The organism is Pedobacter sp. AK013 (genome assembly GCF_014205835.1).
In the GTDB taxonomy this organism is placed as follows: domain Bacteria; phylum Bacteroidota; class Bacteroidia; order Sphingobacteriales; family Sphingobacteriaceae; genus Pedobacter.
In genome coordinates, this window is record NZ_JACHCQ010000001.1 from 174,186 (window position 1) to 191,428 (window position 17,243).

Below are 17,243 nucleotides of genomic sequence, written 5' to 3' on the forward strand. Positions count from 1 at the left end.
TAAAGATTAATCGTTTTTTATACTAGGAGGAATTAACTTATACATTACCGGTGTTACGATTCTGGAAAGAATAGTTGAACTAATTAATCCGCCAATCAATACAATTGCTAATGGAGCGATAAGTGGATTGGGATTCAAGGCAAGTGGAATTAATCCGCAAATAGCTGTTAGGGACGTTAGTACAACGGGTAAAAAACGGGTTTCTCCTGCTTTATTAATTGCATCGTCTATGCTGTATCCCTCAGCCCGCAACTGGTTGGTAAAATCAACGAGTAACAGCGAATTCTTGACTTGTATGCCGGACAAACCAATGAAACCAATAATAGAAACTATTGACATGGGATGGCCGGTGATCAACAGCATGATCACGCCACCCAAAATCCCTAATGGAATAATAGAGAGCACAATGATGATACCTTTAAACGTTTTGAATTGTAGTAACAGAACGCCAATGAAAAGGAATGTACTTAACAGGATAACCGACAGGAAATTTCCACCAAGTGTATCGCCTTCCGATTCTGCTTCCCCTGATAACTTGTAATAGTAACCCGGCGGCATCTTAAGTTGGTTCAGTTGCGGAACAATGTCCTTTAATAAGTCATTGGCATATACACCTTCTTTGGTTAAGGAAGTAACTTTTGCGAAACGGGATTTATTAAAATGATTGATGGCTGTAGGTGAAGTTTCGAATGCTATAGTTGCAATTTGGCTAACCAACACAGGAACACCTTGTATATTGTTTACATAAAGATTTTTGAATGCATCTAAATTTGAAAATTTATCCCTGGGAAGTGTCAGGACAACATCGCGGGCATCGCCCCTGTCATCTATATAATCACCAACAGTTAATCCTGCTACCGCCATTCGAATTACCTTATCAACATCGCTTGTAAGCACACCCAGTGTGCGGGCCTTTTCTTTGTTTATTGTTATTTTAACGTCAGACTTGTAAGTATTTAATTCGTTATTGATGTAAACAGTACCTGGGTTATTGCGTAAAATATCCTCCACTTTAAAGGAAAGTTTACGCAGCGTGTCCGGGTCTTCACCAAAAACCCTTACAACGATGTTGGCTTCTATCGGCGGTCCCTGTTCAAAATCTTTCACTTCAATTTTGGCATAAGGAAAAGCTTTAAACTTCTCTCTTAGCTGCTTAATCAACGCTACTTTAGAGTCAGGATTAGCCTCATCATCCATCTGTACAAAAATCTGTGCAAAGTCAGGCTTAATGTCCTGCTGATGCACGTTGTAATAAATTTGGGGGTTGCCTTTACCTACGTTGGATGTGTAATAGACGATCTCTTTGTGTTTTTTCAGTTCACTTTCTACCAGTCTGGTCACACGGTCACTTTCAGGGATGTCTGCCTGTAAGGGCAGTTTGATATTGATCAGGAACATTGGCTTTTCGGAAGTTGGGAAAAGCTTAAACCCTGTTTGCGTGAATAAGAAAAAAGCCAGCACGCTAAGTATTAATGACATTCCAATGGTTGTTTTAGGATATTTTAAAGCTCGTGGCATAATACCCCGATAACTATAAGTCAGGAATTTTTGAAGTTGCTTCAGGAAAAAATTACCTTCTCCATGTGTATGCGTTTTCAATATCCGGCTTCCCAGGAAAGGAACCAGCGTTAAAGCCACGATCATTGACGCCAGCACACTGGTGATGACAGCCATAGGCAGGCTGCGCATAAATTCACCAGCTGCATCAGGCAGGAAGGCAAGAGGCAAAAACGCAATTACCAAAGTGGCTGTACACCCTACAACTGCTATACCGATTTGTTTTGTGCCTTTCAGAACGGCATCCATTCGTGAGTGCCCTTCCCGAAGCCATCGCTCTATATTCTCTACAACTACTATACTGTCATCTACCAACAATCCCAAAGCCACAACGAGCCCAACAATACTGAGCTGGTTTAATGAAAATCCCAATAAATTCAATGCAGTAAGCCCTAACGCTAAAGAAAGCGGAATAGAAACCATTACGATTATCGATGCCCTGAATCCTAAAGGCAATAAGGTAATGACTACTAAAACAATGGCTAAGGCAAAATCAAATCCAAGATGTCCCAAACGTTGGGAAACCATAGTGCCCTGATCAAAAGTTTTGACAAGCTGAATATTAGAAGGCAAGCTTTTAGGAAAATCTTCCAGTATCGGAAGAAACTCTTGCTGCACTTTCGCTATGTTAACATTGTCTTTCATTGCTGCGGTAACCAGTACTGAGCGATGTCCATTCACCCGTGTAATATGGTTGACCATTTCGCTTTTATAACTTACATCAGCCACATCCTTCAAATAAACAATCTTTCCATTGGCGTTATAGATAACGGTATTGGCAACATCCTCAACGTTCTTAAGCTTGCCGCTGGTCTTTACATTAAAAACCTTGCTATCAAGATTGACGCTTCCTCCGGGAATATCTGCTGCTTCACTTTGCAAACTGCCCGCAACCATGTTAAGCGGAATTTTCAGTTGCGCAAGTTTATCCAGTTGTAGATCAACACGGATCTGCTGTTCCGGCATGCCGGAATACTTCACTTCTTTAAGGTTTGTTATTTTTTCAAGACGGGTTTTTAGTTTATCAGCTTCATCCCTCAGTAATTTATCAGAGGCATTATCTGAAACCAATGCCACCTGTAAAATTTTTACATCGGAAGAAGAAATCTTTTCTGTTTTGATCTGATAGATATCCTTAGGAAGTTCACTGTTTTTCAGCGCATTTATTTCTGTTGATATTTCCTGGTATTTATTGTCTATATCAACTCCATATTTGAACTTCACCTGGATGGCCGCGACACCATCCTCAATTGTAGTAAGGATTTTGTCAATGTTTTCCAGGCCATAAATTTTATTTTCAATTGGTTTTGCCACCTGCTCTTCCATGTCTTTAGGACTTGTGCCCGGATATATCACAGTTATAAGATATTCAGGCGGATGTATAGTTGGGTCTTCCGAACGGGGCATTGTAAACAAGGCGAGCACGCCAACTACTGCAAACAGCAGGAATATGATAAGTGTGAACTGGTAGTTCTTAACGGCAAAGTTTGTAATTTTCATATCTGTTAGTATTTACCTGTTATTACCTGATGATTTTTATTGTAGATTTTTCGTTGAGATAGGCACTATTCGATACCACGATTTCTTTCACTCCATTAAGTCCTTCTTTTAGATAAACCTGTTGATTGTCGAACCTTGAAATCGTTACCGGGATTTTTCTGACCTTATTGGTTCCATCAGGAGTAAATACGAATGCCTTATCACCATCCGCTTCTACCAAAGAAGCATACGGAATGACCTTTACATTTTGATCCTGACTTGTAGATATCTCTGCCTTGCCAAACATTCCAACAGCCGGTTTGATGTCATTTAATTTCAACTTCAATTCTACCTGAAAGGAACCAAGTGTAGGATCTGCGGCTTGCGACTTACGAAACACGAAAGCATCAAATTTTTTATCCGCATATCCGTCCAGTGTTACTGTTGCTGTTTGCCCCGGATTAATCACTGCCCATTCCCGGTCTGTTAAACCGACTTTAAGTAGGTAGTTATTGTTTTGCTTTGTTTCGTTAATGAGCAGGACGGGCATACCAGCCGCAACTACTTCTCCTTCATTGGCAATTTTCTTTGCTACAAAGCCATCAGAGGTGGCATATATTTTTGAATAATGTGCGTTAAAGGCAACAGCTTCTTTTGCTTTATGAGCAATATCAAGGGCGGTCTTTGTGTTTTGCAACTGTTCTAAGGTATACACACTGTCTTTGTAGAGATTGACGGCCCGTTGATAATCACGTTGTGTCTTTTCAACGCCCAGGTTGGATTGCATTAAGCCCGCAGCAATTTCAGTTGAATTGAGTGTTGCGAGTAACTGGCCTTTTCGAAAGAACTGACCTTCCTCTACAAAAACATGGCTAATGACGCCACCTATTTTAAAAGAATATTTGGCTTCGTTTTCTGTGCTTACAAGGCCCGTAGCACTTATTTTCTTGGGTAATCCCAATGCAGATACGGAAGAAATCTTTACGGGGATAACATCTGCCCCGCCCAAGAGATTTTTTTTCTTGTCTTCTGTCTTACAAGAATACAAAACGGATACTACCGCTATAATACCGAATAATTGTATTTTTTTCATAATAATTCTTTTTGTTTGTTTATTGAATGATGAAACTTGCATTGGCCCTTTCTATTTCGGCCTGCTTTATCAATATGTCGTAAAGTGAAATATTCTCCTGTAGTTGGGCCGATACCAGTTGGTTTTGTGCATCCAACAGTTCTATGTAAAGGGCAATGCCCTCTTTGTACATCCGTAATTGGTCCTTATAATTTTTTTCAGAAGAAGCCACTTGCGAAACAGCAGCCTTGTAATTGATAAGAGCGGCGTTGAATGAATTGGCAGCAATGCTAACCTGTAATTTCAGTTGCTGCTCAGTATTGCTTATTTGCGATTCAATCGCTTTACCATCCGCCTTCGCCTGCTTTACCTTGTATCTATTTTTGCCTCCTGAAAAAATGTCGAAGCCAAGTGAGACCCCGAAAAAATAATAAGCTGATTTATCATTGACTTTAAAGTCAAAAGCCTGTGACCCTACATCAAGAAAGGAACTAAGTTTTGGTATTTTGTAGGAATTGGCAAGGCCAATAAGATTCTTATTAATGGCAGCGGCAGTATTTAACTTTACTAGTTCTTCCCTTTTGTTTACAGTAATATCATTTACAATGTGCGGGTCGGGAACACCCGCTATAGAATCAATCAGCAGGGGAGTGTTTAGTGGTTGGTTGATCAAAAAATTAAAATGAGACCTGGCATTATCCTGGTTTAATATGGCAGTGTTCAGTTGTGCGGTGGTCTTTGTTACCTCATTATTGCTCCTTACCACCGCCGTGCGGTTTACTTTTTGATTATTAAAAAGAGAAGTGTTTATCCTTTCATTTTCTTTTACAAGGGCAAGGACATTTTCATAAATCCTGATGGCTGCTGTAGCCTGCAAATAATTGTAATAAGCAATCTTGATTTCTTTGACAAGCTCCCGTTTGTAGATAGCTATTTCTACCTTTTGCATGTCGTACTGCTGGCTTTTTATTTTTTTATTGTAAACCAGTTCCGCATTAATGATAGGGTAAGTAGTATGCAGTTTTACATCATAAAAATTATTGGGGTTGAGTAGTACACTTTGGTTTTCTACTTGCGGAAAATTATTAGTGCCCGTCAGTTGGTTAAGCGTTTTGTAAACAGGATTCATTAAATCCCCCACAGGAATATCCACCGTGCGTCCGCCGCCTGCAAGGGTATAGTTTCCATTAAACGCAACATTGGGCAGGAATAATGACTTAGCCTCTTTCAGTGCCCAAAGGCTTTTATCAAGGAAAAATTGTTGCTGGCGGATTGTTTCATTACTGCTCAAAGCCGTGTTAATGTACTGCTCTAAGTGTGTTTGTGCATAGGCGCTTCCTGTACATAACAATAAGAGAAATGAGAATATCTTTTTCATCTGTTTTATTTTAATGAACGTTATAATTTTAATGAACTATGTTCAATTTAAGGGTAAAAAAATTTTATAAATTATTTAGTATTTTCAAAAATTCATCATAAGCATCTGCTACAATGGTTTCTGCGTTTTTAATATTCGCGTTTTGCGTACGGGAACCTATTTCCAAACTACACATGCCATGCAGACAGCTCCATATCAGAAAACATAATGGTTCCAGTTTATGGCCTTTAAAATGCCCGGCATCCATGCACTGTTTTGCCGTTGTTCTTAACACATCAAAACTTGCTTTCCCTTCATCCCACTCATCTTTTTGGATTGTTTCCAGGAACTCTATAGGTGCTTTAAGCGTAAACATCAGGTCATACATCTCCGGGTAATCCAGGGCATAATTGGTATATACCTTGCCCATTGCCTTTAGCCGTTCCATCGGATCTGTTACACTAAATAATATTTTTAACTGGCCGCCAAGGTCAACAAAACCTTGTGTGTGCAATGCATGGAGTATTTCATTCTTATCCCTGAAATAAACATATACAGTACCAATGCTATAGTCTATGGAATCAGCAATATTTCTGATGGTGGTTTGCCCAATGCCTTTTTCCACAAACAACTTACGGGCAGCTTTTAAAATAAGTGCCTTCAGTTCTTCCTTCTCTCTTGTTTTTCTTTCTTTGCTTCCCATATAATTAATTTCAGCACAAAGAAAATGAACATTGTTCATTTTTGCAAATAAATTTTATTTTTTTGCTGCTATTTGGAAAATAACTTAAGTTGATGGTCAACGACAAGCACTTTCAAGACGGGATAACAGCCCGGCAATCAAATTGGCGGCCAGCTTAGACCGAAAGAGGTGATCACTTTGGAGTTCTTCTCTATTTTTGTTGGTAAAGTGGATAAACCAGAAAGCGTTGACCCCATCTCATCAAAAACAAGCACATAATAACTTACTGTTTTTCAGATAGTTTACCCATATCTTAAAATTAACAAAAGGAGGTCAATAAAATTGGTTTATGCAGCTAATCCTTCAAACTTTGCTTGCTAAAAAACGATGAAATTATTATCTTTACTTCGATAAGGAAATGCATATTTCAGTATCAGGATGTATAGAATTTGTAGGCCGCAAGTATAGGTCTCAGACTTGTAAAATTATAACTTAGGAGTTTTTGCGTCTATCGTGTAGTCGCAAGACAAAAGACGATACAAATAACTAAAAATCAGACTCTTAAATAATTAGCGTTAGTCCCTCGCTCTCCGCACAAAAACGAAACCCGACGATAGTCGGTTTTTTGTTTTCCGGAATTTCACTAAGGCGCAACCTTAAATGGAAAACCGGGAAACAAAAAGATGAGCACAACAAATGCTTCGTTTAGTGAAGCCCCTCTTTGGGGATCACCGGAGCGCAGCGCAGGTAATTCCTCGCTCTTCGCCCAAAAGAACTAGAGCCAGAAATTGGAAGATTTCAGGCTTTTTTCGTTTGCAAAAGCACGACCCTCCTAGCCTATCACTTTATCACTGAACAGCCGATCTATAACGAAATATCTCACGGTATTCTGGTTTCCTGAAGCTCAACTTAAAAACTGGTAAAATATCTCTTGTATTCAACAGTAAACTAACTTATTCTCCGATCTCATCTTCTTCAGGTGGTCTTACAAAATGCAAAAATTCCATCTCTGTAACTCCAAAAGACTTAAAATTCACTTTTGCCTTTCGCAAAGAAATTGAATTTGGTCCCCCATCATCATCAATATGCTCCTCTTGATAAAAATCTTTATGCCAAAAACAAACCGGACAGATCGTTGAAATCGCATCTTTCTCGATCGTATAAAAATTGCAACAAGCGCATTTAATTTTATTTTCTGTATCCATTATTTTGCATGTATCAACCTATCCTCGACAAAACAACAGCCAATCAACTAGTTCTTAATTAGACCTCAAGGTTGCAACAAATCTATTTATTTCCCACAGGTCTATAGGCGAGAGCAAGCGAGAGGATGGTGAATTACGATCAACAAGTAATACCTTCTAATCTATGATAGGATACAATTTACCCCAATTTTTTCGGCTTCTTTCAAAAATTCACTTGCTAAATCCAAATTGGGAATCTCTATAAGGACTTCTTCATCATCTAAGAGAATATCTACATTTAACTTTGATTCTTTTAGCGATTTCCCCAACATTTCCATTTGCAATTTTGTCAAAGATACTTTATCTAGGCCCTCCCTCCAGCCTGTTAATATTATTTTTATCATAACTTACTTTAATAACTATTGGTGATGGAACTTGACCTTTATATTTGCCTGTAGTTCTTTTTCCGCCTTGTATTATCGTTATCTAGCGCAAGTCTTAGCGCCCACGGCCTTAGTAAAATCCTGACTTGGGCTTTCGTTAATCAATACAGTATCTTTATAAAAAATCTCAGCTAGTTAAATATAGTGAATGGAAAGTCATCCATCCAGCTGCCATCTCATTAAGATTCGCATTAATAAGGGAACACTTAATCTATATTTATTACATCGCCATTAACACATTTAACAACAATGGCACCTTCAGTCAGCTTCATGTACTCAAAATAATCGGGTAAATTATATCTAGCGTTGATTTTAATGGTACTAGCATCGATTTTAATAATCTCAAGTTCAGTAATCACATAAATAAATCCATCAATTAATTTCGTTTCATAGAAAAAATAATCCAGAGAAATAGTGGCTAGCATTCTTCCTGTTGACAGTTCTAATACTACAAAATTTAAATCAACTCCTATCGAACAACGAAATTCGTCAATTTCTGTTACTACAGGTTTGATCGCTGTGCTTTGCCAACCAAATTTATAGCTATATGTTTTACCAGAAATTAAACCAAAATTTCTATCCGCCAATTTGTCCTCAAACAAAATGGGTATATTCTGGCTATGAAACTCAGACTCTGATAATTCTTTAAATTTGATATTCATAATTATTTAAAAATTTTAGGAATTATTGAAGAAACAGAAGGGGTAGATGCCATATTCCCATCCTTATAAAAGAACCCAACACTGATGCTTCCTTTATTTGAGATATTGATCGTTTTCACTATCGTGACTCCGTAGTTAGTTGTTTTCATAGCTGAGGTTGGTGCATATTAAAAGCCTGGCTGAAAACACTTTTAAGTTGGCGTTCACTTGTAATTCCAAGAGTTGTTAAATCCTTCAAATTCTGTGCAGATCGCTTAATGTTATCTGTATTCCCACTTACTACTTTCCCAAAAAAATATTCAAACTTACTCGGGTTAACCGTAAATTGAACAGGAATATTAAATTTAAAATTTGCAGCAGACCGCTGTTGCATTGAAAGCGATATACCTAATAAATCTTCAGGATCTCCTTCCTCACTCATAACCGCTTTCAATATTAGGACAGACCTGCCAACTCCACTGAGGCTCATTCCATAATTCATCCACTTATCAAGAACTTGGTTTGTTGCTATGTTCCCTTTCGTAACCTGGTTAAGTGTATATCCATCCTTGGTTTTACGAATAATAGTTCCGGGCACATTAACAGCATTTCTTCCTTCTTCAATTTCTTGCTCTTCTTCAGTATCCTGCTCCCCAGGGGCTTTATAAACATTTTCCACATCATCGCTTGTGAGTCCGTGTTCTTTCATAAAATCTTCCGTAGACATTCCATTTGGATCAATAAAACGAATGGGATTGTTTAAACCATAATTATAAGGCGAAACATTATCAAAGTCCTCCGAAAGTGGGTCTACAACATTCCATCTTCCAATCACCGGATCATAGAACCTCGCTCTGTAATCATATTCATTAAGCTCCTCTTGCAGCTCCTTGCCATTGTAAAGATACTTATTTGTTCCTGCTTTTATAACAGGTTCTTTCCTCAAACCAAATGCGTAATAGTCATCACGTTGTAACACCTCCAATTGTCCGATGGTTGGGTTTTTGTAAAATGTAACCCTTACATTACCCAAATGGTCTGTTAGATTGTACTCATAATGCTTCGTTTTAGTGAAGCCTCCATTTGGAGATCACCGGAACGCAGCGCATGTAATCTCTCGCGCTCCGCCAATGTATAAACAAGAAACGTTTTAAACATACGTTTAAAACGTTTCTTGTTTAAGCTTCTTTTAAAGCATATTACTGAGCAAAGATCAAAACTTCCACAGTAAGATAATATAGGTTTAAACCGATCAGGTACAGGAGATTAATCAGCACCCTATAATTTAAACATTACCTATATCCGTTGTTCAGTAAATCGCCAAAAAATATTGCGTTTAAAAACAACCTTCCTGTTCCAAGCCAATATCCTCTATAAGTGGGATCATCAGCAAAAAGGATAGCTTCGCCACTTCCAACCCCTGTTGCAATAATGGCTGCTGAATTGGCAACCTTAGCAATATTGGTCTTTGATGAGTAGCCGTTTATAAAAGGTTTGGAGATATATTGTGCAACTGTTGCGTATTTATTAGCACTTGGTAGTAGTAACGTTGGCCCGTTCTTATTGATAAAAAGCTTGCGTGAGGTTACACCAAAAGAGATTGGGTGGCTAATATCCAGATCGGATTGAAATATTGCACCATTAATACGCTTTGAACTTTCCACGTCTTCCTGCCTTGCATAGTCGAGTCTTTCACTAAGTGGTTTTACAGTTTTTGCAACAGATTCTGGACCTGTAATCTTTTGGTCTTTTTTTACTTCATCATCTGGCTTTGTTTTCGGAGCTGTTACTTGCGCAGGTAGTTCACCCCTTCTCTGAAAAACATCTGTTTCAGCAAGTTTTTCTTTAACGATTTCCTGTTGTACTGCCCATGCCGTTGCGGTTTGGAAAGTAATTAAAGTGCCACCCTCATTCACCCAAGCTTTGATCTTATCCACTGTTGCTTTATCCCATGCGCTGTAATTACCACCCGGAAGCACAAGAACATTATATCGGTTAAGCGGCGCCTTTGCAAAGTTCTGCAGATCCAGTTTGGTTACTGGAAGATCGAGCTGCTGGTTTAACAGAAACCATACCTGACCCGCCTCAGAAGCAGCCACTCCCTGACCAAAGGCCAGCGCAACTTCCGGTTTGCGTACTGTACGGATATTGCTGCTTCCCAGATCTATCCCTTCAGCACTAAAACCACTGGAAACGGCATTAACTTCGATATTAGCTGTTCTGGCAACGCTGTTCAGGGCCGAATACAGTGAATCGGTAGAAACACGCTGGCCCACTACAGGAATAACTAATGCTCCTGGCAGATAAGCCTTTTTACCAGAAGAGGTATTTGCCGTAAATGATTTAAATGCTGTTTTTACCAAAATATCCTTCAATTGTAACTGATAGATGGCTTTGGTAAAGTTGAAATCACTTGAATTGATGAGGTAAGCATAATTTGAACGCTCTAACGCTACTTTTGAGGATGCAGCCACTGGCGCCTTAACAACAGCCCCTTTAGAAAAAGGCCCATTTAGTTTGGCATATTTAAGGCCATAGGCATGAATGATACTCCATCCTGTATTATCATAAAATATGCTGTCCTTTAAGGCATTCTCTTCAAAAATGGAGTGAACGATCAGAAAATTAGGCTGTGCGGCAGGCACAACATAAGATTTTCCTTTTTCAAAAGTTTTACCCTCCTGGCTCAGGTTGTCTTGAAGTTCATAAACATCTACATGATGCTGGAGCAATAGCCCTAAAAACTTCTGGGTCAGGTTTACATCATTCTTATCCCCAAATACAAATCCTTTTGCAGGATTTTTCTGCCCTTGTTCCAAGGCATACTTAAAGAAATCTTTTTGAACTTTAAAGAGCCCATTTTTTTCTTCTACTGCGCCTCTGATAGTTGAAAAACTGGTAGTTAAATGGTTGCGGATGGTAAAAGCAAAAGTTAATGGCCCATTGCTCGATTCCTGAAGAATTCCACGCGAACTGGCTTGCTCGAACGTGGCAGCCACCGACCCGAAGAATTTAGGATAGGTTGATCCGTAGATTGGGGAAAGATTATCATAATTCTCTTTCGTAAAATAAAATGATCCGATATCATCAAGGGCTTTTGCATGATATTTAGCCAATATCACTTGATATTCGTACAAGAACTGTGGTATTATCGGACTTTCGTGATTCTTAGGCGTTGGCTCAAAATAGTAAGTTGCATTTGTTCCCTGCTCATGAAAATCGATCTGTACATTAGGATACCATTTATGAAAAAATGCCAGGCGGTTACGGCTCTCTACCTGTACAAGATTAAGCCAATCGCGGTTCAGATCCGTAAAATAATGGTTTGTCCTTCCATTTGGCCAGGCTTCCTGGTGTTCTTTATCAAGTGGATCTCCAACCGCCGGAAAAGAGTGATAGGCATTGTGCCAATTTGCCGCCCTATCCCTTCCATCGGGGTTAAGGGACGGATCGATAAAGATTACCGCTTGAGAAAGCCATTTTTGCGTTTCGGCATCGTTGCTGGCAGCCAGATAATAAGCCGTTAAAAGACTTGTCTCCGTACTGGAGGTCTCATTTCCGTGAACACCATAACCCAGGTTAATAATTACAGGCGAATTGCTGCCCAATACTGGTTTAGATGGGTCAACCTGACTGAGGTGTTCCGTTCTGATCTGTTCCAACCTGCTATAATTTGATGGATCAGTAACTGTTACAATGATTTGTTCACGCTGTTCATAGGTCCTGCCGATCACTTCAACATGAATGCGGTTCGATACTTTTGCCAGTTCACGGAAGTAGGAAACCACTTGGTCATGCCGTGTAAAGTAAGTTCCGATAGGATAACCCAGAAAAGCTTCTGGAGTTGGAATTTTAGGGTCGAGTGCTTTCGCTTTCGGAAAGAAATAACTGTTCTGTGCAACTACCTGCTGAATGCTGATTATCGTTAGTACGATGATTAACTTAAACAAATGAAGGTTTCTTTTCATTTTTATCTTTAAAAAAATTAATATCCTGGGTTTTGGGTTACATCCGGATCTGATTGTATATCTGAATATGGGATCGGGAACAGCCAAAAGTTTTTATTGTTTATACCTAGCACGGCGCCTGCTCTTTCGGTACGAACTAGATCAAACCACCTGTGCGCCTCAAAGGCAAATTCTACCCCATTTTCATCTTCAATGGCCTGTAGCAATGCAACCTGTGTTGTGGCGCTGGTTGGGCCTACATCTGCTCTTGCTCTTACCGCATTCAGATCAGTAGCCGCATCTAAAAGCTTATTCTGCTGCGCCCTGGCCTCTGCCCGGATAAGATAAAGTTCTGCGATACGGATAAGATAAGAAGGATCTATACTGGTAGCCGTAGTATTATAAAGCACACCATAAATAGCAGTTCCACTACCCGCAATAAGACTATTCCTGGTTCCACCAATTGCCGGGTTATTGAGCTTGGCGACTAATGCATCGGAAGGTTTTAGTGTAAATTGCCCTCCTAAGGAACTTGGATACCATAGGTTCCAATAACTGTTCCTGTCGTTCACAGAGTAGGCCAGTTCCAGTACCGATTCTGCTGTCTGGAAAGGTGCCGTAAAAAACGATTTATAAGGTTTTACCAATGTGTATTTGGCATTATTAATCACCAGTGTGGCATAAGTTTCTGCATCTGCCCATTGTTTGCGATAAAGATGGAGCCTTGCTCGCAATGCCCTTGCAGCACTTTTCTGTGCGCGGTTTCTAGTGGTTGCATCTTCAGGCAGCAACTGCTCGGCCTGTATCAGATCGGCCAAAACCTGATCGTAGGTCTGATCTAATGTGCTGCGCTTAATCCCTTTTAATACACTTAAATCAGTTGTTGGCTTCAACTGAAGCTGAACACCTCCCCAGCCCCTTGCCAGATCGAAGTAAGACAATGCGCGGATAAAGTAGGCCTCTCCAAGGATGCTGTTTTTTTCTGTGGCCGTTAACAACGGATCACTTATCGAAGGCACAGCGGCAATGACACTGTTAACAGAGTTTATTGTCCGGTATATACCCTGATAGGCAGATACTGTAATCACATTATCGGTCGGAATTGCATTTTGATCAAGCTGGAGGTACTCACTTAATGTTCCGTTAAAAACAACGTTATCGGTTGTAATTGTCCCCAGTGTTGGATAACTCGATGCATAATAACCTTGCAGGCGGTCGTAAGCGCCTATAATGGCAGCCCTGGCAGTATTAACGTCTGTAATAGCACTTTCGGTTTGAAGCGCATTATTGGGTAACTCTTCCAGGTATTTTTTGCAGGAAACCGATAACAATACAACGGCTAAAAAAACTGCATTTCTGATATATGATGTTTTCATTTCTTAAAACTTTAAATCCTTAAAATGTTACGCTGGCTCCGATCTGGAAAGTTCTTGGCTGAGGAACAGTGGCCCAATCATAACCCACGGTATTTTGGTTATTGGACTGTGAACTTACTTCAGGATCTAATCCGCCATACTTGGTAAAGGTGAGCAGGTTTGTTCCCTGTGCGTAAACCCTTAACTTACTCACCCCTATTCTCTGCAGTACGTTTTTAGGAAGGGTATAACCCAACGTAAGGGTTTTTAAACGGATAAAAGAACCATCTTCCAGATAACGTGAAGAAAGACTGGCTACATTACCACCATAGTTATTGGCTGCACCACCATTTTGTGTAGGATTTCCGCTATAGGTAGTCAATCTTGGGATATCGGTCACATCTCCAGGTTTTTGCCAGCGATCTAACTGACGGGGTAAGAAACCAATATTAGCCTGCGTACCACCATGCACCATAAAAAAGTCGTTCATGTTCATGATGTTGTTACCTTGCTGGAAATAAAAGAAAAAGTTCAGGTCAAATCCTTTGAAAGTGAAATTATTGGTCAATCCGCCAGTATATTTTGGCAGGGCATTACCAACAATCTGCCGGTCGGCAGAGGTAATCAGACCATCACCATTTACGTCTTCGTAAACGGCATTACCGGTTTGTGGGTCAACATACAACTGTTTATACAACTGGAATGAATTGGTGGCATAGCCCTGTCTTAGGATAGAAATATTCCTTCCTGACGCGCCCAGACTAATATCAGAGGCCAGTTTTTCGATTTTATTGTTGTTAAAAGAGATGTTAAAATTGGTTGTCCATTGGAAAGCGTCGGTTTCGATATTAGTTGAATTGATGCCAAGTTCGAAGCCTTTATTTCTTACTGCACCATGATTCTGCAGGTAAGAGGCAAAACCTGAGCGATAAGGTACCGGGACATTCAATAACAGATCGTAGGTATATTTATTATAATAATCTGCTACAATGCTTAAACGGTTTTTAAAAATCCCAAATTCTGTACCTATGTTAAACTGCCTGGTCGTTTCCCAGGTCAGGTCGGGGTTAACCAGTTGCGATGGCGCTGTACCAGGCTGTTCCAGATAATTGGCACCTGAAGACCATAATCCCTGTGCTGCATAGGCCCCTATCCCGTTCTGGTTGCCAGAAAGGCCCAAACTCGCCCTTACCTTCAACTCGTCGAAAAAATTAAGGTTTTTAATAAACTCTTCCTGGCTTAATCTCCATGCAATCCCTCCGGATGGGAAATATCCCCAACGGTTATTGGTTCCAAACTTAGATGCCCCATCTGCACGGATACTCCCATCAATAGTGTACTTGCCATCGTAAGTGTAACTCACCTTACTAAAAAATGAAACCAGTTTAGATTCTGCACGAGAGGCCGAGCCGCTGCGCGTAGCTGCAACTGATATTGATCTCAAACTGTTAGCTGCAAAGCCTGTTCCAGTAGCGGAGGTGCTCTCATTCAGTACGGTATTCAAGGTATTCCCAACCAAAGCATTGATATTGTGCTTTTTGCCTTCCCCAAATGATTTTACGAAACTCAATACCTGCTCATTGGTCAATACCAGGTTCTTGTTTTCGATAGAAGAAGCAGCACCTTTTGTTGGAAAACCTGCGCTGATCAGGGTACTCGAATAACTGTTATCATATTCACTGCTATTGTCTATACTCCAGCTGCTGCGAAGTTTTAATCCCGGGATAAAAGTATATTCACCATAAATATTACCTATTGTTCTCCAGCCAACGGCTTTACTATCCAGATTTTCGATCAGTGCCAAATGATTGTCAAAACTTCCGTAGCGGGCATATGTGCCATCATTATTGTAAATAGGCAGATACGATCGAGGGAAAAGTGCCGAATTGATTACCCCAGTAGGGTTGTTGTCACTTCCGCTCAGATTCCGGTCAGAACGGGTAAAATTAACACTGGTACCTACTTTTAACTTATCGGTAAGGTAAGTATCATAGTTTAAACGTGCAGAATACCTGGTATAATCTGATGGTTTTACGATAGATTCTTGATTTAGGTAACCCAGGCTGATATAATAAGTGCTGCGATCGGTTCCACCTACGGTAGAAACTTCATAATTTGAACTTCTTGCCGTACGGAAAAGCCCACTGATCCGATCGTAAGTCGGCTGGTTTTCAGGATTTGGGAACGGAAGTACCACGGTTGAAGGATCAAGTTCGTTATCTTTAGCGGTATTGATACGCGATTCATTGGTCAGAAGTGCAACTTCGGGCCCATTGGCCACTTTGAATTTATTCACTGCCGTAGACCAGCCCTGGAAAGTATTGAGCGAAATATTGGCTTTGGTATTTCGTTTACCCCTTTTTGTGGTTACGATGATTACCCCATTTGCCCCCAATGATCCATAAATAGCTGTGGCATTGGCATCTTTTAAAATCTGAATATCTTCAATATCAGATGGGTTAAGATCGGCAATTGGGTTTGATGCTGCCTGGTTACCAAGCCCTGCGGTAATCGGATCTGCATTGCTTACAAATACCCCATCGATGATATAAAGTGGATCGACCGAGGCATTGATTGAGTTGTTACCACGGACACGGAAAGTTATGCCTCCACCCGGAACACCAGAATTGGAAGAAACCTGAACACCAGTTGTTTTACCTTGCAGTAATTGATTAAAACCACCTGAAGGTTGGTTCTGTACCACTGATCCACTTACACTGCTGATCGAGCCAGCAATATATTTACGTTCCTGTGTACTATAACCGGTTACCACTACATCATTCAGCTGACTCTGGATCTCCTGAAGACGGATGGTAACGGGACTACCGTTTACTGTTAGCTCTTTCTGGTCGTAACCGATAAAACTAACAATCAGGGTATAAGGAAAACTCTGTCCGGTTACAAAGCTGAACCTGCCATCGGTATCTGTAGAAACAGTGTGGGTAGTCCCTTTAATCTTAACCACTGCGCCAGGTAAAGGGAGGTTTGTAGCAGCATCAACCACGGTACCGTTGAGTTGCGATTTAATGGTCGGATTTACCTGGGCAAGGGTCACGGTAGACCAAAGGATGCACAAAAACAGGTAAACCCCCTTTTTATAGATTTTTTTCATTTTTGATTTTAGAATGTTTGGGCAAAACAATTCCATAAAGCCTTTTTCAGGCATTTAGGAACAATTAAAATTTAAAAGATATAAAGCCTTATTTGGCCTCGGGTTCTTAGTAGCCTAAGTTTTTAACACGTCCGGAGAGAAGCTGAGTGCATGGTTTCCTGACTAAAATTGATGACCTTTGTTAAAGAGGTTGGGATGAATAAAAATTGTTTCATAATTAATTACCTATTAATTCTATGGATTTAGTAGACAAATTAACTAAATATTAGCTTAGTATGCAAATATGGGCTTCCCACAGCCATAACCACAGCAAGCTAAAGGCGAATAATATTCTGACATATCCTTAAACCAACGTATAATAGATATAGCACCAGCAAGTTTTATTATTGGTTATATTGATTTATTCCATACAAA

At 40.0% G+C, this 17,243-nt stretch carries 11 protein-coding genes; all 11 read right to left on the minus strand.

The genetic code is table 11. From position 1 onward, the window contains the following. Positions 1 to 6: 6 nt before the first annotated feature. On the minus strand, positions 7 to 3,057 hold the full coding sequence (locus tag HDC90_RS00725) for an efflux RND transporter permease subunit (RefSeq protein WP_184462844.1): 3,051 nt from the start codon (positions 3,055 to 3,057) through the stop codon (positions 7 to 9). Between the two features lie 22 nt (positions 3,058 to 3,079). Further along, positions 3,080 to 4,129: an efflux RND transporter periplasmic adaptor subunit gene (locus HDC90_RS00730; RefSeq protein ID WP_184462846.1), complete on the minus strand. Its 1,050-nt coding sequence runs from the start codon at positions 4,127 to 4,129 to the stop codon at positions 3,080 to 3,082. Between the two features lie 19 nt (positions 4,130 to 4,148). Then, entirely contained in the window at positions 4,149 to 5,486 is a 1,338-nt protein-coding gene (locus HDC90_RS00735; RefSeq protein WP_184462848.1) for a TolC family protein, read from the minus strand. A gap of 64 nt (positions 5,487 to 5,550) precedes the next feature. After that, positions 5,551 to 6,168 carry a TetR/AcrR family transcriptional regulator gene (locus HDC90_RS00740; protein ID WP_184462850.1) on the minus strand — a complete coding sequence of 206 codons (618 nt, stop codon included), beginning with the start codon at positions 6,166 to 6,168 and terminating at the stop codon, positions 5,551 to 5,553. A gap of 932 nt (positions 6,169 to 7,100) precedes the next feature. Continuing rightward, positions 7,101 to 7,352: a CPCC family cysteine-rich protein gene (locus HDC90_RS00745; protein WP_184462852.1), complete on the minus strand. Its 252-nt coding sequence runs from the start codon at positions 7,350 to 7,352 to the stop codon at positions 7,101 to 7,103. Between the two features lie 161 nt (positions 7,353 to 7,513). Beyond that, positions 7,514 to 7,735 (minus strand): hypothetical protein, encoded by a 222-nt coding sequence (locus tag HDC90_RS00750; RefSeq protein WP_184462854.1) that lies wholly within the window; start codon positions 7,733 to 7,735, stop codon positions 7,514 to 7,516. 245 nt (positions 7,736 to 7,980) lie between these two features. Then, entirely contained in the window at positions 7,981 to 8,436 is a 456-nt protein-coding gene (locus HDC90_RS00755; protein WP_184462857.1) for a hypothetical protein, read from the minus strand. Positions 8,437 to 8,581: 145 nt separating this feature from the next. After that, positions 8,582 to 9,448 carry an RHS repeat-associated core domain-containing protein gene (locus HDC90_RS25640; RefSeq protein WP_221451766.1) on the minus strand — a complete coding sequence of 289 codons (867 nt, stop codon included), beginning with the start codon at positions 9,446 to 9,448 and terminating at the stop codon, positions 8,582 to 8,584. Positions 9,449 to 9,707: 259 nt separating this feature from the next. After that, entirely contained in the window at positions 9,708 to 12,383 is a 2,676-nt protein-coding gene (locus HDC90_RS00765) for a M14 family zinc carboxypeptidase (RefSeq protein ID WP_184462859.1), read from the minus strand. 17 nt (positions 12,384 to 12,400) lie between these two features. After that, the gene (locus HDC90_RS00770; RefSeq protein ID WP_184462861.1) at positions 12,401 to 13,738 is read right to left on the minus strand and encodes a RagB/SusD family nutrient uptake outer membrane protein; all 1,338 of its coding nucleotides are present in this window, start codon (positions 13,736 to 13,738) and stop codon (positions 12,401 to 12,403) included. 19 nt (positions 13,739 to 13,757) lie between these two features. Then, positions 13,758 to 16,829, minus strand: a complete 3,072-nt coding sequence (locus HDC90_RS00775; protein ID WP_184462863.1) for a TonB-dependent receptor — start codon at positions 16,827 to 16,829, stop codon at positions 13,758 to 13,760. Positions 16,830 to 17,243 lie beyond the last annotated feature (414 nt).

What these genes read in the sequence shown, in the direction of transcription:
- HDC90_RS00735 (WP_184462848.1), bottom strand. Translation starts at nt 5,486, where the DNA reads ATGAAAAAGATATTCTCATTTCTCTTATTGTTATGTACAGGAAGCGCC.
- HDC90_RS00740 (WP_184462850.1), bottom strand. Translation starts at nt 6,168, where the DNA reads ATGGGAAGCAAAGAAAGAAAAACAAGAGAGAAGGAAGAACTGAAGGCA.
- HDC90_RS00750 (WP_184462854.1), bottom strand. Translation starts at nt 7,735, where the DNA reads ATGATAAAAATAATATTAACAGGCTGGAGGGAGGGCCTAGATAAAGTA.
- HDC90_RS00770 (WP_184462861.1), bottom strand. Translation starts at nt 13,738, where the DNA reads ATGAAAACATCATATATCAGAAATGCAGTTTTTTTAGCCGTTGTATTG.
- HDC90_RS00725 (WP_184462844.1), bottom strand. Translation starts at nt 3,057, where the DNA reads ATGAAAATTACAAACTTTGCCGTTAAGAACTACCAGTTCACACTTATC.
- HDC90_RS00765 (WP_184462859.1), bottom strand. Translation starts at nt 12,383, where the DNA reads ATGAAAAGAAACCTTCATTTGTTTAAGTTAATCATCGTACTAACGATA.
- HDC90_RS00775 (WP_184462863.1), bottom strand. Translation starts at nt 16,829, where the DNA reads ATGAAAAAAATCTATAAAAAGGGGGTTTACCTGTTTTTGTGCATCCTT.
- HDC90_RS00730 (WP_184462846.1), bottom strand. Translation starts at nt 4,129, where the DNA reads ATGAAAAAAATACAATTATTCGGTATTATAGCGGTAGTATCCGTTTTG.
- HDC90_RS00745 (WP_184462852.1), bottom strand. Translation starts at nt 7,352, where the DNA reads ATGGATACAGAAAATAAAATTAAATGCGCTTGTTGCAATTTTTATACG.
- HDC90_RS00755 (WP_184462857.1), bottom strand. Translation starts at nt 8,436, where the DNA reads ATGAATATCAAATTTAAAGAATTATCAGAGTCTGAGTTTCATAGCCAG.